Source organism: Arthrobacter sp. ISL-72, assembly GCF_018613755.1.
Classification (GTDB): domain Bacteria; phylum Actinomycetota; class Actinomycetes; order Actinomycetales; family Micrococcaceae; genus Arthrobacter.
In genome coordinates, this window is sequence record NZ_JAGGPP010000008.1 from 103457 (window position 1) to 127602 (window position 24146).

Below are 24146 nucleotides of genomic sequence, written 5' to 3' on the forward strand. Positions count from 1 at the left end.
GGGAGGCGCTACGGGTACCCGCTGGGAAAGTACACACTAAACGCCATCTGCTGATTCCCCCTGTGACCGCACACGCCCCTCGGCGCGGCATACGTCGAACGTATGTGATCCCCTGCACCATTACAAGGCTCGTCACGCGGTTTTCCGCACTTGACTTTTGGTCGGCGTCCGGCCGTCGCTAGAACAGCACTGTGGCGAACGTGCCTACCTGACGGAAGCCCACCCGCCTATAGGTGGCCCGCGCCCGCTCGTTGTAGTCGTTGACGTACAGGCTGGTGACCGGGGCGAACTGCTGGGCCAGTACAACGACGGCGGCCATGTAGCCGGCGCTGAGTCCGCGTCCGCGGACGGACGGGTTCATCCAGACGCCCTGGACCTGTGTCACGTCGGGGGTCACGGCGCCGAGTTCGGCCTTGAAGGTGACCTGGCCGTCGTCGTCGAGGTCCACCAGCGAGTGCCCCTGCCTGATCAGGCCTTCCACGCGCCTGCTGTAGAACTCCCGGCCGCCCAGGAACGGGGAATAGCCCACTTCTTCTTCGAACATGGCGGCGCAGGCGGGCAGGATCCTGTCGAAGTCGGCGAGCTGGCCGAAGCCCAGGTCCGTGTTGGCCTGGACGGCTGGCGGACCGGCGATGGTCAGCAGCGGCTGGTCCGCCCGGACCTCGTGGGCGGACTGCCCAAGTTGTTCCAGCTGTTCGTACAGGGCCAGAACCGTCTCCGCAGGGCCGAAGATGGAGGCAAAGCGGCGGCCGGAGCGGTAAGCATGCCCGGCCACGAGGGCGGCCAGCTCCGGGTCCAGTTGGACCGGAACAAGGTTGGCCCCCGCCCAGCACGCGCCCAGCAGGGAATCGCCGTCGAACACGCCAAAGATGCTGGCGCCACCCGCGGTGGGCGCCGCGGTTCCCGTTGCAGCAAGGTGCGACAGGATAAAGACGTTGGCCACGACGTCCGTCCGCGCCAGTTCCCGCAGGGTGGCCGTATCCGGCCCGGACAGGACCCGGATTGACAGTCCGGGTCCGCCGTTCTCCTTACGAGACGCTAACCACGGGGCTACCCTTGACAGCATCTTCGCCATCGGCCTCCCCCATCTCTTCAGCGATACGCATGGCCTCTTCGATCAGTGTCTCAACAATTTCGCTCTCGGGGACAGTCTTGATGACCTCGCCCTTCACAAAGATCTGCCCCTTGCCGTTGCCGGAGGCCACGCCCAGGTCGGCTTCGCGTGCCTCGCCGGGCCCGTTGACGACGCAGCCCATCACAGCAACCCGCAGCGGGATCTCCATGCCCTCAAGGCCGGCAGTGACCTGCTCGGCGAGCGTGTAGACGTCCACCTGTGCGCGGCCGCAGGACGGGCAGGAAACAATTTCGAGCTTCCGGGGGCGCAGGTTCAGCGACTGCAGGATCTGGTTGCCCACCTTGATTTCCTCGACGGGAGGAGCGGAGAGGGAAACGCGGATGGTGTCGCCGATGCCCCGGGAAAGGAGTGCTCCGAAGGCGGTTGCGGACTTGATGGTGCCCTGGAAGGCCGGGCCCGCCTCGGTGACGCCGAGGTGCAGGGGCCAGTCGCCTTTTTCGGCCAGCATCTCGTAGGCGGCAACCATGATCACGGGGTCGTTGTGCTTGACGGAGATCTTGAAGTCGTGGAAGCCGTGCTCCTCGAACAGGGACGCTTCCCAGACCGCGGACTCCACCAGGGCCTCCGGGGTCGCCTTGCCGTACTTCTTCAGGATTCCGGGTTCGAGCGAGCCGGCATTGACACCGATCCGGATGGACGTGCCGTGGTCCTTGGCGGCCCTGGCGATCTCCTTGACCTGGTCATCGAACTTGCGGATGTTGCCGGGGTTTACACGCACGGCCGCGCAGCCGGCTTCGATGGCGGCGAAGACGTACTTCGGCTGGAAGTGGATGTCAGCGATCACGGGGATCTGTGACTTCCGGGCAATGATCGGCAGCGCCTCGGCGTCATCCGCGGACGGGCAGGCCACGCGCACAATGTCGCAGCCGGACGCCGTCAGCTCAGCAATCTGCTGCAGGGTGGCGTTGATGTCCGTTGTGGGTGTTGTGGTCATCGATTGCACGCTGATGGGCGAATCCGAGCCCACTCCCACCGGACCCACCTTGATCTGACGGGTTTTCCTGCGCGGGGCAAGGACGGGCGGCGGTGCTGACGGCATTCCCAGGCTGACCGAGGTCACGTGGACTCCTATTTATATCGCTGTATCGATGGTGTGTTGTTCCGGCAGGCTAGGCGGCGTGCTCGGCCAGGAGTCCGGTCACCGGAGTCCATTCCGTGGTGCGCGTGCCTGCGATGACGTTCGCCGCGGCGAAGGGGTCCTGCTTGAGGAGACCGTTCAGTGCGTTCTCGTCAGCGGCCTTGAAAATGAGCAGGGCGCCGGCTCCGTCTCCATACGGTCCGCTGGCCAGGAGCGCGCCTTCACGGGCCAGCCCTGCGGTCCATTCCCGGTGTGCCGGACGGGCGGCGTTCTGTGCTTCGGTGGACTCGGCGGCGTATACGTACTCAACAGCAAAAACAGTCATACGGATACCCTATCGCCCTGCCCGCCGTAGTACGTATCCGGTTCAGTCAGCCGAGGAAGAGGATCTTGGTGAGGGCGGCGACTCCGGCAGCCAACAGCATGGATGCGAGCGTGCCGATGATGAACCTTTCCGCAGCAACGGGAGTCTCCTTCAATTCAGCGAAACGCCCCAGGCCCTTGATCGCCACGACGTAGGCGATGGCCACGGGCTGGCCGCCAAGGATGGCCAGGCACACAGCCAGCCTCTCCAGGACCCCGATGATGGCACCGCCGCGCAGGATCCGTGTGGTGGGGGCCGGCGAACCGGCCGCCGCAGCCGGCGTTTTCCCTCCATCCCCTGAGGCAACGTCCGCAGCAACCGTGATCTCGCCGTCGACGGCGCCGCCGCCGGCCACACGGTCGGCCGATGCCCGGTCCGCTGCTTTGTCCGCTGCAGGGTCATCCGCGGCGGGCGTGTCCACTGTGACATCGGCGGCGGGATCGTTGGCCCGCTCTTCGGCGGCACGGGCTTCGGCTGCAAGTTCTTCGGCGGCCTTCGCTGCGTCCGCTTTATCGTCGATGGTCCGCGCCAGCCGGAAGACCAGCGCCGTGACAGGCCAGCCGGCGAAGCCGGCCGTCAGGAGGGCGAGGGTAATCCAGAGAGCGTTCACCTGTGTCCTTCCAGGACTGCGTCGTGGGCAAAGGCCAGGAGCATCTCGGCGGCAGGCCTCGCCGCCCATTCTTCCTGCCAGCCGGACCTCAGCACCGCGCGGCTCACCGACTGCTCGGTGATTCCAAGTTTTGCGGCTGCGAGCTTCTGGCTGCCGTGCTTGGCTGCCGCGTCGTGCTGCAGTACGCGGAGGGTGTCCACCACTTTCCATTGGGCTTCCGTGCGGTCCTGCACCAGCCGGCCGATGAGGCGCAGTACGGCCTCTGCGTTCGCACAGGCCTTGATGCCCGGCTCGGCGCCGGCCGGCGGTGCGCCGCCGCGGCGGAAGCCCCCGGCAACCACGGACAACGGCACATGGCCGGCAGCAGCTTTGGCCTTTTCAACGGCCAATCGCGCGGCGACGAAGGCTTCACCTGCCCCTTCCCGCGGGCTGGCGGGAAGGGGAAGATCAACGGCACCTACGCCGATTCCCACATACCACTGGCCGCTGCGCAGGGAGTGAAGGGCTATTTCCACCACCTCTGCCGGCTGCTCCACTACGCCCTGGACTTCGTCCCCGACGGAGCGTTCGAATCGTCCGCCGGTGGTGATTCCATCGAGCTGGGACAGCAGGCCGGGCACGCGGTCCCTGTCGCCCGTGCTGCCCCGCTGGTCGATGGTAAGTACGTACATACCGCAAACATAATCGACTGATTATGCGATATCAATCATTTTCAGCTGATTCATGAATAACAGCCAGATTGCGCTGATGTGGCGGGCGGGAGGCTATCCAAAGAGATTGACCGGTTTGACGATATCGGCGTAGATCAGCAGCGCACTCATGCCCATCAGCAGCACGGCCACCACGTAGGTCACCGGCAGGAGCTTGGCGATGTCGAACGCTCCTGGATCGGGCCGCCCGAACAGCTTGGCCACCCGCCGTCGGAGGCCCTCATACAGGGCGCCGGCCACGTGGCCGCCATCCAGTGGCAGCAGCGGCACCAGGTTGAAAACGGCCAGTGCGAAGTTCAGGCCGGCCAGCAATCCGACAAGGGCGGCGAGCCTGGATTGCAGCGGAACCTGTTCCATGGCGGCAACTTCGCCCGCTACCCGGCCCACGCCCACTACGCTGATGGGTCCGTTCGGATCGCGGGGCTCTTCGCTGAAGGCTGCCTTGGCAACGCCAGCCACCCTTGCGGGGAGATTCAGTACGACGCCGGCCACCTGCTGGATGTTTTCCCCGGCCATGGGCAGGACGGACGACGCCGGTTGCGCCACCAGCGCTGTCTGGGCGCCGATGCCGAGGAAGCCCACTTCCTGATACTGGAGGGTTCCGTTGGAATCAGTGGCCTGCCGGCCGTCAGCGCCGATGACGGGCCGTGCCGAGAGGACGGGCGTAACCGTGGTGCTGACCGGCGAACCTGCGCGTTCCACGGTGATGCTGACTTCCCGGCCCGCGGACGCGCGGATCCAGCCCGTGAGTTCCGCCCAGTCAGTAACGGCCTTGCCGTCAAAGGACGTGATGGTGTCGTTGGGCTTGAGTTGCGCTGCAGCCGCGGGAGTCGGCTTGCAGTCCGCGGAATCCGGATCCACGGTCTCCCCTGCCTTGACCTGGCATTTCGACACTTCGGCGATGGTGGTGGTGGGTGTACTGATGCCGAATCCCATGAGCAATACAGCAGTCAGTGCCACGCCGATCAGCAGGTTCATCGCCGGACCGCCGAGCATCACGATGACTTTTTTCCAGACGGGAAGGCGGTAGAAGACGCGCTTCTCGTCGCCGGGGCCGACTTCCTCGTGGGCCATGGAACGAGCCTCACTGGCAAGCGTCTGGAACATTCCGGTGCTGGAGGGACGCACCGTGCCGTCGTCCTTGTTCGGTGGGTACATGCCGATCATGGACACGTAACCGCCCAGCGGGACGGCCTTGATCCCGTACTCAGTCTCCCCCTTGCGCCTGGACCACAGGGTGGGGCCGAAGCCGATCATGTACTTGGTAACCCGCACCTTGAACAGCTTGGCGGGAACGAGGTGGCCCACTTCGTGCAGCGCGATGGAGACTGCGATGCCGATCGCCACAAAGACGACACCGAGGATGAAAAGAATGACGGGACTCATGCGTAGATCTGCTGCTTCCTAGAGACTGCTCACTGCTAAACGTTCGTGGGTGCGCGCTCGTGCCCACGTTTCAGCATCCAGCACGGACTCAACTGTCAGCCCGGAAGATCCTGGGTGTTCGCTGAGCACTGCTTCGATGGTATCCACAATGTCGGTGAACCTGATCCGGCCGGAGTGGAAGGCCATTACGGCTTCTTCATTCGCGGCGTTGAAGACGGCAGGGAACGTGCTCCCCTGCCTGGCGGCGTCCTTGGCAAGGTCAACGGCCGGGAAGGCCGCGGCGTCGAGTGGTTCAAAGGTCCAGCTGGTGGCCTTCGTCCAGTCGCACGGCGCGGCCGCGTTCGGGACACGGTCCGGCCAGCCCAGCCCGAGGGCGATGGGCAGGCGCATGTCGGGGGGCGAGGCCTGGGCGATGATGGAGCCGTCCACGAACTGGACCATGGAATGGACCACGGACTGCGGGTGGACCACCACGTCGATGTGGTCCAGCGGGATGTCGAACAGCAGGTGCGCCTCGATCACTTCGAGCCCTTTGTTCACCAGGCTGGCGGAGTTGGTGGTGACCATCAGGCCCATGTCCCAAGTGGGGTGCGCCAGGGCGTCCTCCGGCGAAACGCCGTGCAGCTCCTGGGGGGTCCGGCCGCGGAACGGCCCGCCGGAGGCCGTCAGGATGAGCCGGTCCACCTCGGCAGCGGTTCCGGACCGCAGGCATTGGGCAATGGCGGAGTGCTCGGAGTCCACCGGGACGATCTGGCCTTCCCGGGCGGCGGCCTTCACGAGGGCCCCGCCGACGATCAATGATTCCTTGTTGGCCAGCGCCAGGGTTGCGCCGGATTTCAAGGCAGCCAGCGTGGGTGCCAACCCGATGGAGCCGGTGATGCCGTTGAGGACGACGTCCGCCTCGATCTCCGCCATCCTGGTGGAGGCGTCCGGGCCGGTAATGATTTCGGGGCGGTACCCGGTGAGCCCGGCGGCGCGGGCGGCGTCGTCGATGAGCTCCTGCAGGACAGCCCCGTCGCCGCTTGCTGCACCCACGGCCTTCGCCTTCGTGTGGACAGCCTGGCGGGCAAGGAGCTCCAGGTTGCCGCCGCCGGCACTGAGTGCCACCACCTCGAAAAGGTGCGGGGCGCCGTCGACGACGTCAATCGCCTGGGTGCCGATGGAACCGGTGGATCCGAGGAGAACGATTCTGCGTGGCTGCATCCGTTAAGTATCCCGCACGTTCGCCGGCCGCCCCGCGCCTCGATCGCCTACCCGGAGGCCAGCTCGACCAGGCCCTTGGTGATGGTTGATACGGCGCCGGTGTAGGCGATCAGCACGACGATCCGGCGGACGGCCGCCGGCCGCACGCGCCCCGAGAGCAGGTCCCCTGCCACGATGCCGGTGACCATGGCGGCCAGCACGCCAAGCCATTGCCAGCCTTCCAGCGGCGGAACATGCCCGCCGGAAAAGAAGTACTTGGTCAGCAGCGAGGACATTCCGGTGGTCACAAAGTACGGCTGCAGGGTGGCGCCGAAGCTCTTCTGGTCCCAGCGCGTGGCGATCGCATACGCGGTGATCGCCGGTCCGCCGACACCCGCCGCGGCGTTCATAAGGCCGCTGCAAAAGCCCAGGGACACCATGGGGACCGGTCCCGTGGCGCGCCACGAACTCCGCGTCAGCCGCTGCGAAGCGAGCAGGGCGATGATCAGCAGCACACCGATGCAGATCTCCAGCGGCGCCTCCGGGACATTGCTGGCCAGCCAGGCGCCGGGCGCCACTCCCGCCACAGCGGAAGCGGCCAGTCCGGCGTACCGCCGCCAGTTGACGTGCCGCCACACCCTGGTCAGGATCAGCAGGGACGAAGCCGCGCCGCAGAGGTTGATGATCATCACCCCGTCGAAGGGGCCAAGCAGCACCACCAGCACCGGTGACACCAGGAGGCCGAAGCCGAGTCCGGCAATCCGCTGGGCCAACGCTCCGGCGACGACAGCGGTGAGCACCAGAGCAAACATGGTTCGATCCTAGTGCCGCGGCGGATGGGTGCAGTGCCGCGGTGGATAGGTACAGTGCCGCGCCGGGCTGGTGCAGTGCGGCGGCGGGTAGCCGCGCCGCCGGGGGCGTTGACGCCGTGCGCCGCAGGCGTAACGTGAACATCGTGGAGTGGGCCGCATGGTTCGACGCGCCGGAGTATGAGTTCGCCCGGCAGGTGCTGCAGCGTGGCATTGCCGCGATCTTCCTCGTGGCGTTCCTTTCCTGCCGCAACCAGTTCCCGGCGTTGCTCGGCGAGCGCGGCCTCCTGCCGGTCCCCGACTATCTGGACAGCTTCAGGCGCCGCCGCCGGCCCAGCCTGTTCCTGTGGCGCTACTCCGACCGACTGCTGCATTCGGTTTGCTGGTGCGGCATGGCCATTGCGGCGACGATCATCCTGGGACTCCCCCAGCTGGGGCCGCCATGGCTCCCGATGATCGCGTTCCTGGCCCTGTGGCTGCTGTACATGTCGATCGTCAACGTGGGCCAGACGTTTTACGGATTCGGCTGGGAGATGCTGCTGCTTGAGGCCGGCTTCATCGTGGCGTTCCTCGGCTCCGACCAGGTTCCCCCGCCGCGGACCATCCTGATCCTGCTGGCGTGGCTGCTGTTCCGCCTGGAATTCGGCGCGGGCATGATCAAGATCCGCGGCGGCAGCGAGTGGCGCGACCTCACTGCGCTGTACTACCACCATGAGACCCAGCCGATGCCGGGGCCGTTAAGCCGGCAGGCGCACCTTCTCCCCAAGCCGCTGCACCGGATGGAGGTCCTCGGGAACCATTTCGCACAGCTGGTGGTTCCGTTCTTCCTGTTCGCGCCGCAGCCGCTGGCCAGCATTGCCGCAGGCATCGTCATCTTTACCCAGCTCTGGCTCGTGGCGAGCGGGAACTTTGCCTGGCTGAACTGGATGGCGATCCTGCTGGCCTTCGCTGCGGTCAGCGATCCGGTGGCCCACGCAGTGCTGCCCGCCATCCCGCTGGACTGGCATCCCACGGGCGCAGGCGCCGAAGACGGCCAGACCCCGGTGTGGTGGCTCGCCGTCGTACTCGCCGTGACGGTTCTCCTGGTGGTGCTCAGCTACTGGCCCGTACGGAACCTGCTCCAGCACCGTCAGCTGATGAACGCGAGCTTCAACCGCTGGCAGCTGGGCAACACCTACGGGGCGTTCGGCACGGTGACAAAGATGCGGATCGAGATCGTGGTGGAAGGAACCCTCGACGACGAGCCGGACGACGACTCCGACTGGCAAGAGTACGGCTTCCGCGGTAAGCCCGGCGACGTACGCCGGCTGCCGCGCCAGTGGGCGCCGTACCACCTCCGGCTGGACTGGCTTATGTGGTTCCTGCCCCTGCGCACCGTGCACGAGGAGTGGTTTTACGCCTTCCTGGCCAAGCTGCTGGAAGCTGACAGGGCCGTGCTGCGGCTGCTGCGCAAGGACCCGTTCGACGGCGCCCGCCCCCGCTGGGTGCGCGTCCACAGCTACCTGTACCGCTTCGCCAGCCGGGCCGAGTACCGCGAAAACGGCCAGCGCTGGATCAGGACCAGGCTCTACGAGGCCATTCCGCCGCTGTCCCTGCCGCGGGGGCGCTGAGGTCCGACCTGATACGCAGGGCTGGTGTCACACCGGCTTGAGCGCGTATCGGCGCTCGGGCCGGCCCGCGCCGTACTTCAGGCGCACCTCGACCCTCGACTCGTCGTGCAGGTATTCAAGGTAGCGGCGTGCGCTGACCCGGGACGTGCCCAGGAGGTCGGCCACTTCGGCGGCTGACAGGTCCGCCTCGGCGGATTGCAGCACGTCGACCACCAGACGGAGCGTCTCGGGGCTGCATCCCTTGGGCAGGCGGGGTTCCTGGCGCTCGCCGGGCTCGGCGCTTTCCAACCCGAAGACGCGGTTGACGTCGGATTGTTCTGCCACCTCCTTGGCAAGGTCCAGGCCCTGGTAGGCGCTGCGGTAATGCTCCAGCCGTTCCTGCAGGTCCGTCTGGGAAAAAGGCTTGATGAGGTAGTGGACAATCCCGCCGCGGAGGGCGCGGCGGACGGTTTCCACTTCGCGGGCGGCGCTGATCACCAGCACGTCCAGCTCCGGCGCCGTTTCCCTCAGCTTCGCCATCAGGTCCAGGCCGTTGATGTCGGGCAGATGGATGTCCAGCAGGACGAGGTCAGGCTGCAGCCGGGCCGTTTCGGCGATGGCCTGGGCCCCGGTATGTGCAACGCCCACGACGGCGAAACCCGGGGTGCGCTGGATGAAGCCGGCGTGGACTTTGGCCACCATGAAGTCATCATCGACGATCAGGACGTTGATCATGGCTGGGTTACCTTTCCTGTTGCCGCCGTCCGCTTCAGCGGCACCCGCTTCAATCGCGCGGTAAACACCGCGCCCGCGTCGTTGGCCACGGTCAGGTCGCCGCCGGTGCGCCGGCAGACGACGCGGGAGAGCGCCAGGCCAAAGCCTCTGCTTCCCGCCGGCCCGGGTTGTTTGGTGCTGAACCCTTGCCGGAAGATCTTATCCGCAGCTGCAGCGTCAATGCCCGGGCCTGTGTCCCGCACGGTGACCACCACTTCCCCGGGGCTGTCCTCAACGAGGACCCGGACCGCCGCTTCAGCGGTTCCCGTAACGGCGTCGAGCGCGTTGTCAACGAGGTTTCCCACCACGGTGGTGAGGTCCCGGGAGAGTTCGTCCCCCACGGCCGACAACGCCGAGTCGGGGTCCAGCTGCAACGGAACGCCGCGTTCCGCGGCGAGGCTGGATTTGGCGATCAGCAGGGCTGCGAGCGCGGGATCGTGGATGCGGCTCGTCACTTCGTCGTTGAGCCGGGTCCTGTCCAGGCTGGCGCCGTTTACGAACTGCACCACGGAATCGTATTCGCCAATCTGGATCAGGCCGGAGATGACGTGCAGCTGGTTGGCGAATTCGTGGGCCTGGGCCCGCAGCGTGTCCGTTGTGCTACGGGTGGCCCCCAGCTCACGTTCCAGGGAGGAAAGCTCTGTCCGGTCGCGCAGCGTTGCGACCGAGCCGATCTCCCGGCCCCGGGAGCGGATGGGCAGCCTGTTGAGGACCACCAGGCGCTCCCCCACCAGCACCAACTGGTCCTGCCCGGGCTGCTCACCCGTCAGGACCTCTTTCAGTGCCGGTTCAACAGGCAGGCTGGCCACGGATTTTCCCACGCAGTCAGCCGGCAGTCCCAGCAGCGCGCGGGCGCTGCCGTTGGCCACCGTGATCCGCCCGTGCGGGTCCAGCCCCACCACTCCTTCCTTGAGGCCGTGCAGCATGGCTTCGCGGTTCTCCACCAGGCCCGTGATCTCACTGGGCTCCATGCCCAGCGTCTGGCGTTTCACCCTCCGGGCCAGCAGCAGGGAGCCGGCCACGCCCAGCACGCTGGCCACCCCCAGGTAAGTCAGCAGGTTGGGCACGGCGTCGCCCAGCCGCTCCCAGGTGGAGGGGTAGTTCCTGCTGATGGAGGCGATGCCGATCATTTTCCCGGAGTCGTCCAGGACGGGGACGTGGGCGGAAAGCACAGGCGTGGCGGACCCGCCCACCACCCCCGTCCAGGCCCGCCCCTCCATCACCCGGCTGGGTCCGAGTTCCAGAGGGCGGCCAAGCTGCGAGGGATCCGAAGAGACAACCACCGTCCGGTCCGCCTTGGCGAGTGCCACCTGCGCAGAACCGGAGACGGTCCGGACCGACTCCGCCACGGCCGGAAGGGCGGCGCCGCCGCGGGGTTCGGCCGTGGGCAACAGGGCCCGCACGGCAGGGTTGTTTCCGAGTGCTTCGGCGGCGGACAGTGCCCGGCGGCCTTCAATCCGTTCGAAGGCCGCAGCGGACTGTGCCAGGGAGATGGCGACGACGGCCACCAGGACAGCCAGGACAATCAGCAGTTGCAGGACAAGGTATTGCCCGGCGAGGGACATTCCTCTGCGTCGAGTCACGTGCCGTCTTTCGTTGTGGTGGTTCAGCCGGCCTTGCGGGACCGCGATCCGGGGGCGCGCGGGGGCTACCTTTCCGCCGCGGTGGGGTGAACTATACCCCACCGCGAAGGCGGAATTCCGGGCGGAGCGGGGCGATGCACGGGGCGATGGTGGCGTGCCGGAAACGTGAACGAAATGAACTTAACTTTCTCTGCGTACACAAGAGTGATGCCCGTCACTTCCGGGCCTAGCATCAGATCACAAGCCGGTTCTGCCGGCCGCCCATGAAGGTTTTTAGCGAGAAGAGGAACACCATGCGCCAGATCCGCGCATTGCGAATTGCCGCCGTCGCCGCCGGCATCGCCCTGATGGCCACCGGCTGCGGTGCTACCGGCAAGAGCTCCACCAGCACCACGTCCGGCGCAGCCGCCGGGCCGGTCACCGGGCTCCAGATCATGGTCCCGAACACCGCAGGCGGCGGTTATGACACCACCGCGCGCGCTGCCGCCAAGGTCCTCGATGACGAGAAGATCGCCACCAACACCGAAGTGTTCAACCTGGCAGGCGCCGGCGGTACCGTCGGACTCGCCCGCGTAGTCAACGAAAAGGGCAACGGCGACCTCACGATGCTCATGGGTCTCGGTGTGGTCGGAGCCAGCTACACCAACAAGTCCGAGTCCAAGCTCACCGACGCCACGCCGCTGGCCCGCCTTATTGAAGAGCCCGGCGCCATCATGGTCAGCAAAGACTCCCCGTACAAGACCATCGATGACCTGGTCAAGGCCTGGAAGGCCGATCCCGCGTCCATCAGCGTGGGCGGCGGTTCCTCGCCCGGAGGCCCGGACCACCTGCTGCCGATGCAGCTTGCCGGCGCCGTTGGCATCGATGCAACCAAGGTCAACTTCGTTTCCTATGACGGCGGCGGCGACCTGCTTCCGGCCATTCTCGGCAACAAGCTCGGCTTTGCAGCTTCCGGCGCCGGTGAGTACCTGAAGCAGATCGAATCCGGCGAGGTCCGCGTTCTTGCCACCAGCGGCGAAAAGCGGCTGGAGGGCGTGGACGCGCCCACGCTGAAGGAATCCAACATCGACCTGGTCTTCACCAACTGGCGCGGCGTTGTAGCCCCTCCGGGCATCAGCGACGAGGACAAGGCTTCCCTCATTGCAGCCCTCGAGAAGATGCACGGCACCGAAGCCTGGAAGGAAGCGCTGAAGACCCACAGCTGGACTGACGCCTTTATCACCGGCGACGAGTTCGCAAGCTTCCTCACCGAGCAGGACAAGCGGGTGGCTGACGTCCTCACCAAGCTCGGGTTGGCGTGAGCTCCCTGACCACAGGCCTGAAAGGCCGCGCCGAGCTCGGAGTTGCACTCCTGCTCGGCGCGGCCGGCGCCCTGGTTCTCTGGGACGCCATCGGCCTGGTGACCCCGTATTCCAAGTCCGATCCCGTGGGACCCAAGACGGTCCCGTACATCGTCGGCGCCCTGCTGATCATCTGCGCAGTCCTGCTGGCCATCAACGTCCTCCGCGGCGGCAAGGGCGAAGCTGAAGGCGGCGAGGACGTCGAACTCGGCCACCCCGCCGACTGGAAGACCGTCCTGCCGCTGGCCGGCGCGTTCGTCCTCAACATCCTGCTCATCGACTGGGCCGGGTGGGTCATCTCCGGAACCGTCCTGTTCTGGGGAAGCGTCCTGGCGCTGGGCAGCCGCCACTACGTCCGCGACGGAATCATCTCCGTGGCACTGTCCCTCCTGACCTTCTACGGTTTCTACCTCGGCCTCGGCATCGCACTGCCGGCCGGACTCCTGGAAGGAGTCCTCTGATGGACGTCTGGTCCTCCCTGATGGACGGTTTCGCCACCGCCCTGACACCCATGAATTTCCTGTACGCCGTGATCGGCGTCATCCTCGGCACCGCCGTCGGTGTCCTCCCGGGCCTCGGCCCCGCCATGACCGTGGCACTGCTGCTCCCGGTCACCTATGCACTTGAACCCACCAGCGCCTTCATCATGTTCGCAGGCATCTACTACGGCGGCATGTACGGCGGCTCCACCACGTCCATCCTGCTCAACACGCCCGGTGAGTCGTCGTCGGTGGTGACGGCCATCGAAGGCAACAAGATGGCCAAAGCCGGCAGGGCCGCCCAGGCCCTGGCGACGGCGGCCATCGGCTCCTTCGTTGCCGGAACCATCGGCACCACCCTGCTGGCCGTCTGCGCACCGATCGTGGTGAAGTTCGCCGTCAGCCTGGGCTCGCCCAGCTACTTCGCCATCATGATGCTGGCACTCCTCGCCGTCACCGCCGTCCTCGGCTCATCCCGGCTCCGCGGTTTCGCGTCGCTGGGCCTGGGCCTCGCGATCGGCCTGGTGGGGCTGGACTCGGTCACCGGACAGCGCCGCCTGACGTTCGGCCAGCCGCTGCTGTCCGACGGCCTGGACATTGTGGTGGTCGCCGTGGCGATCTTCGCTGTAGGTGAGGCACTGTGGGTCGCCGCACACCTGCGCCGCACTCCCCTGCACATCATTCCCGTCGGGCGTCCGTGGATGGGCAAGCAGGACTGGAAGCGGTCCTGGAAGCCCTGGCTCCGCGGCACGGCGTTCGGATTCCCCTTCGGTGCTTTGCCGGCCGGCGGCGCGGAGATCCCCACGTTCCTGTCCTATGTCACGGAGAAGCGCCTCTCCAAACACCCCGAGGAGTTCGGCAAGGGTGCCATCGAGGGCGTGGCCGGCCCCGAGGCCGCCAACAACGCGGCAGCGGCCGGCACACTGACCCCGATGCTGGCACTCGGCCTGCCGACCAATGCCACGGCCGCCGTGATGCTGGCAGCCTTCACTTCATACGGCATCCAGCCAGGGCCGCAGCTCTTCACAAGCGAGGGCCCGCTGGTCTGGGCACTGATTGCCAGCCTCTTCATCGGCAACCTGCTGCTGCTGATCATCAACCTGCCGCTGGCGCCGGTGTGGGCCAAACTTCTGCAGCTCCCCCGGCCGTACCTGTACGCCGGCATCCTGTTCTTCGCCACGCTCGGCGCGTACTCGGTGAACCTGCAGGCGTTCGACCTGGTGATCCTGCTGGTGCTGGGCGCCTTGGGCTTCATGATGCGCCGCTTCGGGCTTCCCGTCCTTCCCCTGATCCTGGGCGTGATCCTGGGCCCTCGCCTCGAAGGCCAGCTGCGTAAGACGCTGCAGCTCAGCGCCGGCGACCCCGCCGGCCTCTGGAGCGAGCCGATCGCCGTCGTCATCTACATCATCATCGGAATCATCCTGCTCTGGCCGCTGCTCTTCAAGCTGTTCCGCCGCAACCGTGCTGCAGCAGCACCGGCAGGACCGCAGCTGAAGTCCGGCTCTTCCGCCCCGAACGAGGCGGGAGGCAGCGTCAGCCACGCCAGCCACCGGGCCTCCGGCGGGGACGGCGGAGACGGGGACGGGGACGGCTAGTCCCGGCGGCATCACCCAAACCGGAAGCACACACCCTACAGACCCTAAGGAACAACAATGACGATCGTGGTGGGATACGTCCCGACCCCAGAGGGCGAAGCGGCGCTGACCCAGGCCATCGCGGAGGCCCGGAAGAGCAACACCAAGCTGCTCGTAATCAACTCCTCCAAGGGCGATGCGCTGGTGGACAACAGGTACGCACAGGAACCCGAGATCCAGACCGTCGAGGACCGCCTGGCAACCGAGGGCATAGACCACGTGATCAAGCAGCCGGTCCGTGGCCATGACGCGGCGGCCGAGGTCCTGGATGCCGCCGAAGAGCACAATGCGGAAATGATCGTGATCGGCCTGCGCCGCCGGACGCCGGTGGGCAAGCTCATCCTGGGCAGCGTTTCCCAGCGCATCCTGCTCGAGGCGGACTGCCCGGTGCTCGCCGTCAAGGCTTGACGGGTCAAGGCTTAGACAGCCAAGGCCGGATACCGGGCGAAAAGCCGCAGGCCGGGAGTCCCTCGACTCCCGGCCTGCGGTGTGTGTTCCGGGCGGATTTCCTCGGCCCCTGACCCGTTCCTAGCGGGGTGCCCGCCGCAGGGTGGATTCGGCATGTCTGAGGATGGGTCCGTCGATCATCTTTCCGTTGAACTGGAAGACGCCGCTTCCGGCATCCGCGGCAGCGGCCAGCAGCGCGGCTGCCGCGGCCACGTCAGACTCGGAGGGCGCATACGCGTCCCGGACAACGGCCACCTGGCCGGGGTGGATGCAGGCCTTCGAACCGAATCCCGAAGCGACGGCGTCGCGTGACTCGGCCGCCAGGCCGTCAAGGTCGGGAATGTTGACGTACACCGCATCGATGGCCTCCTTGCCGAAGGCCCCCGCCGCCAGCAGCACCGCGGACCTGGCGTGCAGCGCCACTGCCCGGTAGCCGCCGTCGTCGTTCCTGCTGGAGGTGCCGCCCAGGGAGGCGAGCAGGTCCTCGGCACCCCACATCAGGCCCACCACGTTGGGTTCGGCAGCGATGGATGCGGCGTTGAGGATGCCGGCGGCCGTCTCGCAGAGCGCGATCACACTGTAGTCCTCAAGCGCCTTCAGCTGGCCGGCGTGTTCGGCCTTGGCGAGCATCACGTGGCGGTAGGGCGTGTGCTTGAGGCAGTGCAGGTCCTTCTCGAACTCGTCGGTTCCGGCCGCGTTGATCCTGATGATCGTGCGGCTGGGATCCAGCTCCGGAACATCCCCGGTGGCGCCGAGCTGGGCCAGGATGGCACCGCGGGCACGCTGCTTGTCGGCGGGGGCGACGGCGTCTTCCAGGTCCACGATCACGGCGTCGGAACGCTCCGCTGCCTTTTGGTAACGCTCGGGACGGTCGGCAGGACAGAACAGGAGGGCGGGACCCATCAGGAAAGTCATGCTTTGATTCTCCCCCTTTTCGGCTGGTTCTTGCTGCGGGCTTATTTCTCCGCGGCGGCGTGCGCCTCGCGCGTCCACATCAGACAGCTGCGTGCGGCCAATGCCACCACCACGCCGTCCTGGTTCCGGCCCGTGTGCTGCATGGTCACGATCCCCTGGCCCGGCCGCGACGAGGAGAGCCGCTTTCCGGTGATGACTGTCTCGGTGTACAGGGTGTCCCCGTGGTACATCGGATGCGGAAAGGACACATCGGTCAGTCCCAGCTGGGCGATGATGGTTCCCTGCGTCAGCTGCGGGACGGACTGCCCGACGACGGTGGCCAGGGTGAACATCGAGTTCATCAGCCGCTGGCCGAACGGCTGCCCGGCGCTCCAGGCCGCGTCAAGGTGCAATGCCTGGGTGTTCATGGTCATCGTGGTGAACATGACGTTGTCCGTCTCGGTCACTGTCCGGCCCGGACGGTGGGCGTAGACCACGCCCTCCTCGAGCTCATCGAAGTAGAGGCCCCGCTGCTCGATGACGCGGGGCCTGCCGGCCGTTGAACCGGCTGAAACCCCGTCGGCTGATGTCATACGGTCAGTTCCTGGTCTTCTTCGAAGAGCTCCGCGCCCGTGGCAGCGGCCACTTCCTCGGCCGTCATGTTGGGCGCAAGTTCCCGGAGGACCAGCCGGGAGGAACCGCCTTCGGTAACGACGTCGATCACGGCGAGGTCGGTGATGATCCGGTCCACGCATCCCTTGCCGGTGAGCGGCAGCGTGCACTGCTCAACGATCTTGGGCCTGCCGTTGCGGTCCACGTGTTCCATCATGACGATCACCTTCTTTGCCCCGAACACCAGGTCCATGGCACCGCCCATCCCCTTGACCATCTTTCCCGGAATCATCCAGTTGGCCAGATCGCCGTTCCGCGCCACTTCCATCGCGCCGAGCACGGCCACATCCACATGGCCGCCCCGGATCATGCCGAACGACGCGGCGGAGTCGAAGAAGGCCGCGCCCTTGTTCACGGTGACGGTTTCCTTGCCGGCATTGATCAGGTCCGGATCCACCTGGTCCTCCCCGGGGTAAGGCCCGACGCCCAGGATGCCGTTTTCGGAGTGCAGGACTACTTCAACTCCTGCCGGGATGTAGTTGGGGATCAGCGTGGGCATCCCGATGCCAAGGTTGACGTACTGGCCGTTCTCGAGTTCCCGGGCTACCCGGGCAGCCAGTTCATTGCGGGTCCAGCCCTTCGCCTCCGGGCCGGCCTCCTCAGGATGCCCGACGGCGGACCGGCGGTATTCGTGCCGGACCGCTTCGGGCCGGGGCGGGGCTCCGGGGGTGCTGAGTGATTCCACTGTTACGCTCCTGCCTGGTCGGGTGCCTGCGGGTCAGTTGCTTGCTGCTCGGTCCTTCGCGAGGGGTTGCCGGCAGCGGCCACTGCCACCGTCCGCTTTTCGATGCGTTTTTCGCCCCGGGGTGCGAGGACAACCCGCTGCACGAAGATGCCGGGAACATGGACGTGTTCCGGATCCAGTTCCCCGGGCTCCACCAGTTCCTCCACCTCGGCGATGGTGATTCTCCCTGCCATCGCGCACAGCGGGTTGAAGTTCATTGCCGTGGCGTGGAACACGAGGTTTCCGTGCCGGTCTCCCTTCCAGGCGTGGACCAGGCCGAAATCCGGGCTGAGGGATTCCTCCAGCACGTAGTCGGCGCCGTTGAAGGTGCGGACTTCCTTGGGCGCGGAAGCGATGGCGATGTTTCCGTCGGCGTCGTACTTCTGCGGCAGGCCGCCGTCGGACACCTGGGTGCCCACGCCGGCCGGAGTGTAGAACGCCGGGATGCCGGCACCGCCGGCGCGCAGCTTCTCGGCGAGCGTTCCCTGCGGGGTGAGCACCACTTCCAGTTCGCCGGCGAGGTACTGCCGGGCGAACTCCTTGTTCTCGCCGACGTAGGAGCTGATGGTGCGGCGGATCCGGCCGTCCTTCAGCAGGATCCCCAGTCCCCAGTCATCGACGCCGCAGTTGTTGCTGACCGTTTCCAGCTGCGAGGTTCCGTTCCGGTGCAGGGCATCGATCAGGGCAACCGGGATGCCGCACAAACCAAAACCCCCGACGGCGAGCGAGGCGCCGTCGGGAATGTCGGCAACCGCGGCCTCGGCACTGGCAACAACCTTGTCAATCATCGTCGATCCTTCCTCCGGTGTCTCCGTTGGGACTAAAGGCCGAGTTCGCGGGCGATCAGCATCAGCTGGACCTCCGTGGTGCCCTCCCCCACTTCAAGGATCTTGGAGTCGCGGTAGTGGCGTGCCACGGTGAATTCGTTGATGAAGCCATAGCCGCCGAACACCTGGGTGGCGTCCCGCGCGTTGTCCATGGCTGCCTCACCTGCGACCATCTTAGCGATGGCCGCCTGGGTCTTGAACGGCTTCCCGGCAAGCATCCTGGCCGCGGCGTCGTAGTACGCCAGCCGCGCCGTGTGCGCCCGTGCCTCCATGCGTGCGATCTTGAACGCGATGGCCTGGTACTTGCCGATGTTGTTGCCGAAGGCGCTGCGTTCCTTGGCATATTTCACGGACAGGTCCACACAGCCCTGGGCAGCACCCGTGGCCAGCGCGGCGATGGCGATGCGGCCCTCGTCCAGGATGGAGAGGAAGTTCGCGTAGCCCCGCCCCCGTTCGCCGAGGAGGTTCGCCTCTGGAACGTGGACGTCCTTGAGCGTGAGGGGGTGGGTGTCGGATGCGTTCCAGCCCACCTTGTTGTAGGCCTTCTCCGCCTTGAAACCGGGTGTGCCGGTTGGCACCAGGATGGTGGAAATTTCCTTCTTGATGCTGCCGTCTGCCCGCTCCTGCTTGTCGGTAACGGCTGTCACGGTGACCAGGCTGGTGATGTCGGTACCGGAGTTCGTGATGAATTCCTTGTTGCCGTTGACGATCCAGGTCTTTTCGCCTCCGACGACCTCGAGCCGCGCGGTGGTCTTGGTCCCGCCCGCGTCGGATCCGGCTTCGGGCTCGGTCAGGCCGAAACCGGCGAGCGCCTTGCCGGACGCGAGCGACGGGAGCCATTCTTGCTTCTGCGCATCGGTGCCGAAACGGTACACGGGCATTGCGCCGAGGGAGACACCGGCTTCCAGCGTGATGGCCACTGACTGGTCCACCCGGCCCAGCTGCTCCAGGGCCAGGGCAAGCGCGAAGTAGTCCCCGCCCATGCCGCCGAACTCTTCCGGAAAGGGAAGGCCGAAGAGGCCCATGTCCGCCATCTGCTTCACCACTTCATACGGGAAGCTGTGTTCCTCGTCGTGCCGCGTGGAGACCGGGGCCACCACTTCGTCGGCAAATTCGCGGACAGTGTTGCTGAGGTCCTGGTATTCCTCGCTGAGCTCAAAATCAGCCATGGTGGGACTTCCTTGTCTTAACTCGGGTGTCTTAATTCGATGAAGGGTCTGTGGGAGGGGGCGATGGGGCGTCGAGATGGACGGTGGCCAGCACCTGGTCCGCTTTGACCAGGTCGCCGGCCTTGACGCTGATGTGCACCGTCCCGTCCAGCGGAGCCAGCAGCTGGTGTTCCATCTTCATGGCCTCCACGGACAGCAGCAGCTGGCCGCCGCCCACGTGGTCGCCGTCGCTGACGGAGACCGACACCACGGTGCCTGGCATCGGCGAGCGCACCGCCGGGTCGGCCGCGCCTTCCTCGCGCTGGACGGCAGCAAGCACCCGGGCGAGCCGAGCCTCCCGGGTCAGCACCTCCAACCGGCAGGACCAGCCGTCGCTGCCAAGGAACAGCACTGCGGAGGCGCCCGGTTCCGGGTACACCGGCGCCAGTGCATACTCCCGGGTTTCGCCGTCGAGCGTTAGCTCCACCCGGTGGCGCCGGGAAAAGCCAAGGCAGGCCTTGCGCTGCGGCCCGCCGTCCACCGTCACCGTTACGGCGCCGCGTGCTACCTCGCCTGATACTGCCACCGTGGCTACTCCGCCCTCCCGCAGTCCGAGGCTGATCCGCCGCGGAGGGCGGACGCCGAGCCGCCATCCGTCACGTCGGTTCCAGGGACCTGCCAGGTGTGCCTGCCCTGCCGCGGGTGCCTGCGGACCTTCCTCTTCCGCCACCACGGAAGACAGGGCGGCAGCCACCAGCTCGAACTCGCCAACCTGCCGGAAGCTGAAGTCCGGCATCTTGCGTTCGATCAGTCCGGTGTCCAGCCGGCCGGCGCGGACGTCGGCGTCGTTGATCAGGAGCCGCAGGTACTCAACGTTCGTGTCGATGCCGAGCGCGGTGTATCCGGCGAGCGCCCCGTCCAGGGTGTCCAGGGCCCGGGTGCGGTCCTCCCCCCACGCGATGACCTTGGAAATCATCGGGTCGTAGCTGGAGGAGATCTCCAGTCCCTCCAGCAGGGCAGAATCCACCCGGACCTTCCGCCCCGCGCCGCCGGGCAGGGTGTCGCCCGGCAGTTCGTCGCCGGGTAGTTCGTCCAGCAGGACTACCGTTCCTGTGGACGGCAGGAAGCCGCGTTCCGGGATTTCGGCGTAGACGCGCGCTTCCACGGCGTGGCCATTGAGGACGACGTCGTCCTGGCGGACGGTGAGTTCCTCACCGGCGGCGATCCGCACCTGCCACTCGACCAGGTCCACGCCTGTCACCATCTCGGTCACCGGGTGTTCCACCTGCAGGCGGGTGTTCATCTCCATAAAGAAGAACTCATCCGGAGCATCGTCTGAGACAAGGAACTCCACGGTCCCGGCGCCGCTGTAGTGAACGCTGCGGGCGGCGTTGCAGGCGGCCTCACCGATCCGCGCGCGGGTGGCACCGCCGTCGTGCAGGGATTCGAGCAGCGGCGAGGGTGCTTCCTCGATGACTTTCTGGTGACGGCGCTGCAGCGAGCACTCGCGCTCCCCCAGGTGGATGACGTTGCCGTGGTTGTCGGCCAGGACCTGGACCTCGATGTGGCGCGGTGTCGTGACGAGTCGTTCCAGGAAGAGGGTGTCGTCCCCGAAGGCGCTGGCTGCGACCCGGCGGGCGGTTAGCAGGGTGGCGGCCAGCTCTTCCGGGCGTTCCACGATGTGCATGCCCTTCCCGCCGCCGCCGGCAGAGGGTTTGATCAGCAGCGGGAAGCCGACAACGGCGGCAGCCTCGATCAGCTGTGCATCCGTCATCCCGGGCTCCGCGACGCCTGGCACCACCGGGACGCCGTAGCCGGCCACGTGGTTCTTGGCGCGGATCTTGTCGCCCATGACGTTCAGGGACTCCACGCCGGGGCCGATGAACGTAATGCCGGCCTTCTCGAGGGCCCGCGCGAAGTCGACGTTCTCGCTCAGGAAACCGTAGCCGGGGTGCACGGCCTCGGCGCCGGTGTCGCGGCAGGCCTGGATGATGGCCTCGATCCTGAGGTAGCTTTCAGCGGCGGCCGCCGGGCCGATGCGCACGGCGAGGTCCGCTTCGCGCACATGGCGGGCACCGGCGTCGGCGTCGCTGTACACGGCGACCGAACGGATGCCCAGGGCGCGCAGGGTGCCGATCACGCGGCAGGCAATCTCGCCGCGGTTGGCTACCAGGACGGTGTTGAACAAGGGCTTTGCGTGAGAGAGGGGCTGCTGGGTAGGCGTTGTCATGAGTGGCTCACATCCGGAACAGGCCGAAGGAGGTCTCCGGCAGCGGGGTGCGGGAGACGACGTCGAGCGCCAGTCCCAGGACGGTGCGGGTGTCCGCGGGGTCAATCACGCCGTCATCCCAGAGGCGGGCGGTGGAGTAATAGGGGCTGCCCTGGTCCTCATACTGCTGCTTGATGGGGGCCTTGAAGGCTTCTTCGTCTTCGGCGGACCATTCCTCGCCGCGGGCCTCGTACTGGTCCCGTTTGACGGTGGCGAGCACGCTGGACGCCTGGTTGCCGCCCATCACCGAGATCCGGCTGGCCGGCCACATCCACAAAAAACGCGGCGAGTAGGCCCGCCCGCACATGGAGTAGTTGCCCGCCCCGAAGGAACCGCCGATCACCACGGTCAGCTTCGGGACGCGAGCGGTGGCCACCGCGGTGACCATCTTGGCGCCGTTCTTGGCGATGCCGCCCTGCTCGTAGTCCTTGCCGACCATAAAGCCCGAGAGGTTCTGCAAAAAGATCAGCGGAATGCCGCGCTGGTCGCAGAGCTCGATGAAGTGGGCTCCCTTGAGCGAGGATTCGCTGAAGAGCACGCCGTTGTTGGCCACAATGCCCACCGGGTGGCCGTGCAGCTTCGCGAAGCCCGTCACCAGGGTGGTGCCGTAGTTCTTCTTGAACTCGTGGAACCGGCTGCCGTCCACCAGCCGGGCAATGACCTCGCGGACGTCGTACTGCGCGTTGACGTCCGTGGGAACGGCACCGTAGAGCTCCTCCGGGTCCGCAAGGGGCTCGACGGGGGCGTCCACCTCCCAGGCGGGGGCGGCCGGCTTCGGCAGGGTGGCGACGATGTCGCGGACGATCTGGAGGGCGTGCTCGTCGTTCTCGGCCAGATGGTCCGTGACGCCCGAGATCCTCGAATGAACGTCCCCGCCGCCGAGCTCCTCCGCAGTGACGATCTCGCCGATGGCGGCTTTCACCAGCGGCGGGCCGCCCAGGAAGATGGTTCCCTGGTTGCGCACGATGACGGTTTCGTCGCTCATGGCCGGCACATACGCGCCGCCTGCCGTGCACGACCCCATCACCGAGGCGATCTGCGGAACCTTCGCGGCAGACATCCTGGCCTGGTTGAAGAAGATCCGGCCGAAGTGCTCCTTGTCCGGAAAGACTTCGTCTTGTTTCGGCAGGAAGGCGCCCCCGGAATCCACAAGGTAGATGCAGGGCAGCCGGTTCTCAAGCGCGATTTTCTGCGCCCGGAGGTGCTTCTTGACTGTCATCGGATAGTACGTGCCGCCCTTGACGGTGGCGTCGTTGGAGATGACCAGCACCTGGCGGCCGTGGACCAGGCCGATCCCGGCAATCACGCCCGCACCCGGTGAATCGTCGTTGTACATGCCATTGGCGGCCAGCGGCGCGATCTCAAGGAACGGGCTGCCGTCGTCGAGCAGGTGGTCAATACGCTCGCGGGGCAGTAGCTTGCCCCGTGACACATGCCGTTCCCGGGACGCCTCCGGGCCGCCCAGCGCCGCGGCGGCCAGGCGTTCCTTCAGCTCGCGGGCCAGTCCCAGCTGGGCCTCGCGGTTCGCAGTGTAAGCGGCGCTTTGGGCGTCCACCAGGCTGGCGATTTTCTCCATTGACTGCTTCCGTTCCCTGACGCCCGGGAGGGCCGTCCTGAGCGATTCGGTTAGTCCCGCGTAACTGAGATTTAGGTTAGTCTCTATTAACTGTGATGTCCAACACGCGCTTGCATTGCTAGATTTGCAGTTCCAAGGAGGAAATGTGCCGATCATCGAGCGCGGCCCGGCGGCGCAGCCCGGCCTCAACAGCCCAGCGGCGCCACGGAGCCAGGCGACCCAGCGCAGCCAGTCGACCCAACGCAGCCAGGCCAAAGAAAGCCGGCGCCGGGCCTTGCTGTCCTCGGCGGCCACTCTTTTTGCCCTCAACGGCTTCAACCGTGTTTCGCTGGAGGACCTGGGGGCCGCGGCAGGCGTCAGCGGCCCGGCCGTGTACCGCCATTTCGCGGGCAAGCAGGCGGTGCTGGGTGCACTGTTGCTCAGCGTGAGCCAGGAATTGCTGGATGGCGGCCGCCGCGTGGTGGCGGACGCCAAGGATCCCGCAGCAGCGCTCTCCCGCCTCGTCCAGTTCCACGTTGACTTCGCCCTGACCAATCCCGACGTCATCCGGGTCCAGGACCGCGATTTCAGCAACCTTTCGGACGACGACCAGGCCGAAGTCCGCACCCTGCAGCGCAACTATGTGGAGCTCTGGGTTGACGTGCTGCAGGAACTGCACGCGGAAACGGACACAGCCGAACTCCGGATGCGGGCCCACGCAGCCTTTGGCCTGATCAACTCCACGCCGCATTCCGTACGCAGCCACGGACGGCGGGTGGCCGTCAAGTCAGCCCGGCCGCTGCTGGAAAGCATGGCCCTCGCCGCCCTACTGGTGGCCGCCAGCCCCGTTCCCGGCGAATAGCGCTCCCAACACGGGGCAGTTCGACACGGACACGCCGGGGATTCTTCCGCCGGCGTCGGCCAGCGGTCCCAATGT

The 24146-nt window shown here is 66.6% G+C and carries 23 protein-coding genes; 6 read left to right on the top strand and 17 right to left on the bottom strand.

Annotated elements, in window-relative coordinates:
• Positions 1 to 178: 178 nt before the first annotated feature.
• From J7I92_RS08660 to J7I92_RS08695, 8 genes are all read right to left on the bottom strand, one after another.
• Positions 179 to 1066 (bottom strand): DUF4081 domain-containing GNAT family N-acetyltransferase, encoded by an 888-nt coding sequence (locus tag J7I92_RS08660; RefSeq protein WP_214840131.1) that lies wholly within the window; start codon positions 1064 to 1066, stop codon positions 179 to 181.
• The gene (gene ispG, locus J7I92_RS08665) at positions 1029 to 2195 is read right to left on the bottom strand and encodes a flavodoxin-dependent (E)-4-hydroxy-3-methylbut-2-enyl-diphosphate synthase (RefSeq protein WP_214839503.1); all 1167 of its coding nucleotides are present in this window, start codon (positions 2193 to 2195) and stop codon (positions 1029 to 1031) included. The genes J7I92_RS08660 and ispG overlap by 38 nt, the downstream gene beginning before the upstream one ends.
• 49 nt (positions 2196 to 2244) lie before the next feature.
• A complete protein-coding gene (locus tag J7I92_RS08670; RefSeq protein ID WP_214839505.1) occupies positions 2245 to 2538 on the bottom strand; it encodes a YciI family protein in 294 nt (97 codons plus the stop codon).
• A gap of 46 nt (positions 2539 to 2584) precedes the next feature.
• A complete protein-coding gene (locus tag J7I92_RS08675; protein ID WP_214839507.1) occupies positions 2585 to 3187 on the bottom strand; it encodes a hypothetical protein in 603 nt (200 codons plus the stop codon).
• Entirely contained in the window at positions 3184 to 3858 is a 675-nt protein-coding gene (locus J7I92_RS08680; RefSeq protein WP_214839509.1) for a MarR family transcriptional regulator, read from the bottom strand. Before J7I92_RS08680 ends, J7I92_RS08675 begins: the two co-directional genes overlap by 4 nt.
• A 93-nt stretch (positions 3859 to 3951) precedes the next feature.
• Positions 3952 to 5283: an RIP metalloprotease gene (locus J7I92_RS08685; RefSeq protein WP_214839511.1), complete on the bottom strand. Its 1332-nt coding sequence runs from the start codon at positions 5281 to 5283 to the stop codon at positions 3952 to 3954.
• An 18-nt stretch (positions 5284 to 5301) separates the two neighbouring features.
• The gene (gene dxr / locus J7I92_RS08690; RefSeq protein ID WP_214839513.1) at positions 5302 to 6486 is read right to left on the bottom strand and encodes a 1-deoxy-D-xylulose-5-phosphate reductoisomerase; all 1185 of its coding nucleotides are present in this window, start codon (positions 6484 to 6486) and stop codon (positions 5302 to 5304) included.
• A gap of 47 nt (positions 6487 to 6533) precedes the next feature.
• Positions 6534 to 7277, bottom strand: coding sequence for a sulfite exporter TauE/SafE family protein (locus J7I92_RS08695; protein ID WP_214839515.1), 744 nt, complete (start codon positions 7275 to 7277; stop codon positions 6534 to 6536).
• Between the two features lie 143 nt (positions 7278 to 7420).
• On the opposite strand from J7I92_RS08695, the gene J7I92_RS08700 reads away from it, so the two are divergent.
• Positions 7421 to 8884 (top strand): lipase maturation factor family protein, encoded by a 1464-nt coding sequence (locus tag J7I92_RS08700; RefSeq protein ID WP_214840132.1) that lies wholly within the window; start codon positions 7421 to 7423, stop codon positions 8882 to 8884.
• Positions 8885 to 8911: 27 nt separating this feature from the next.
• Here the strand turns inward: J7I92_RS08700 and J7I92_RS08705 are convergent, their stop codons facing one another.
• Positions 8912 to 9598, bottom strand: coding sequence for a response regulator (locus tag J7I92_RS08705; RefSeq protein WP_214839517.1), 687 nt, complete (start codon positions 9596 to 9598; stop codon positions 8912 to 8914).
• Positions 9595 to 11202 (bottom strand): sensor histidine kinase, encoded by a 1608-nt coding sequence (locus J7I92_RS08710; protein ID WP_214840141.1) that lies wholly within the window; start codon positions 11200 to 11202, stop codon positions 9595 to 9597. The genes J7I92_RS08705 and J7I92_RS08710 overlap by 4 nt, the downstream gene beginning before the upstream one ends.
• Before the next feature lie 311 nt (positions 11203 to 11513).
• Here J7I92_RS08710 and J7I92_RS08715 point away from each other — a divergent pair, with 311 nt between their 5' ends.
• Genes J7I92_RS08715 through J7I92_RS08730 form a run of 4 tightly spaced genes read left to right on the top strand, consistent with a single transcriptional unit; the run spans position 11514 to position 15081 of the window.
• Positions 11514 to 12521 carry a tripartite tricarboxylate transporter substrate binding protein gene (locus J7I92_RS08715; protein ID WP_214839519.1) on the top strand — a complete coding sequence of 336 codons (1008 nt, stop codon included), beginning with the start codon at positions 11514 to 11516 and terminating at the stop codon, positions 12519 to 12521.
• Positions 12518 to 13021 carry a tripartite tricarboxylate transporter TctB family protein gene (locus J7I92_RS08720; protein ID WP_214839521.1) on the top strand — a complete coding sequence of 168 codons (504 nt, stop codon included), beginning with the start codon at positions 12518 to 12520 and terminating at the stop codon, positions 13019 to 13021. Before J7I92_RS08715 ends, J7I92_RS08720 begins: the two co-directional genes overlap by 4 nt.
• Positions 13021 to 14634: a tripartite tricarboxylate transporter permease gene (locus J7I92_RS08725; protein ID WP_214839523.1), complete on the top strand. Its 1614-nt coding sequence runs from the start codon at positions 13021 to 13023 to the stop codon at positions 14632 to 14634. The genes J7I92_RS08720 and J7I92_RS08725 overlap by 1 nt, the downstream gene beginning before the upstream one ends.
• 57 nt (positions 14635 to 14691) lie before the next feature.
• The gene (locus J7I92_RS08730; RefSeq protein ID WP_214839525.1) at positions 14692 to 15081 is read left to right on the top strand and encodes a universal stress protein; all 390 of its coding nucleotides are present in this window, start codon (positions 14692 to 14694) and stop codon (positions 15079 to 15081) included.
• A gap of 120 nt (positions 15082 to 15201) precedes the next feature.
• Here the strand turns inward: J7I92_RS08730 and J7I92_RS08735 are convergent, their stop codons facing one another.
• Genes J7I92_RS08735 through J7I92_RS08765 form a run of 7 tightly spaced genes read right to left on the bottom strand, consistent with a single transcriptional unit; the run spans position 15202 to position 23230 of the window.
• Positions 15202 to 16035 carry a CoA ester lyase gene (locus tag J7I92_RS08735; protein WP_214839527.1) on the bottom strand — a complete coding sequence of 278 codons (834 nt, stop codon included), beginning with the start codon at positions 16033 to 16035 and terminating at the stop codon, positions 15202 to 15204.
• A gap of 41 nt (positions 16036 to 16076) precedes the next feature.
• Complete coding sequence (locus J7I92_RS08740; RefSeq protein WP_214839529.1) at positions 16077 to 16607, bottom strand: MaoC family dehydratase; 531 nt, start codon at positions 16605 to 16607, stop codon at positions 16077 to 16079.
• A complete protein-coding gene (locus J7I92_RS08745; RefSeq protein ID WP_311380216.1) occupies positions 16604 to 17371 on the bottom strand; it encodes a CoA transferase subunit B in 768 nt (255 codons plus the stop codon). Before J7I92_RS08745 ends, J7I92_RS08740 begins: the two co-directional genes overlap by 4 nt.
• 2 nt (positions 17372 to 17373) lie before the next feature.
• Entirely contained in the window at positions 17374 to 18198 is an 825-nt protein-coding gene (locus tag J7I92_RS08750; protein WP_214839531.1) for a CoA transferase subunit A, read from the bottom strand.
• Between the two features lie 32 nt (positions 18199 to 18230).
• Positions 18231 to 19406, bottom strand: coding sequence for an acyl-CoA dehydrogenase family protein (locus tag J7I92_RS08755; protein WP_214839533.1), 1176 nt, complete (start codon positions 19404 to 19406; stop codon positions 18231 to 18233).
• A gap of 31 nt (positions 19407 to 19437) precedes the next feature.
• Positions 19438 to 21615: a biotin carboxylase N-terminal domain-containing protein gene (locus J7I92_RS08760; protein WP_214839535.1), complete on the bottom strand. Its 2178-nt coding sequence runs from the start codon at positions 21613 to 21615 to the stop codon at positions 19438 to 19440.
• A gap of 7 nt (positions 21616 to 21622) precedes the next feature.
• Positions 21623 to 23230 (bottom strand): carboxyl transferase domain-containing protein, encoded by a 1608-nt coding sequence (locus tag J7I92_RS08765; protein ID WP_214839537.1) that lies wholly within the window; start codon positions 23228 to 23230, stop codon positions 21623 to 21625.
• 145 nt (positions 23231 to 23375) lie between these two features.
• Here J7I92_RS08765 and J7I92_RS08770 point away from each other — a divergent pair, with 145 nt between their 5' ends.
• Positions 23376 to 24071, top strand: a complete 696-nt coding sequence (locus J7I92_RS08770; RefSeq protein ID WP_311380217.1) for a TetR/AcrR family transcriptional regulator — start codon at positions 23376 to 23378, stop codon at positions 24069 to 24071.
• Positions 24072 to 24146: the final 75 nt, after the last annotated feature.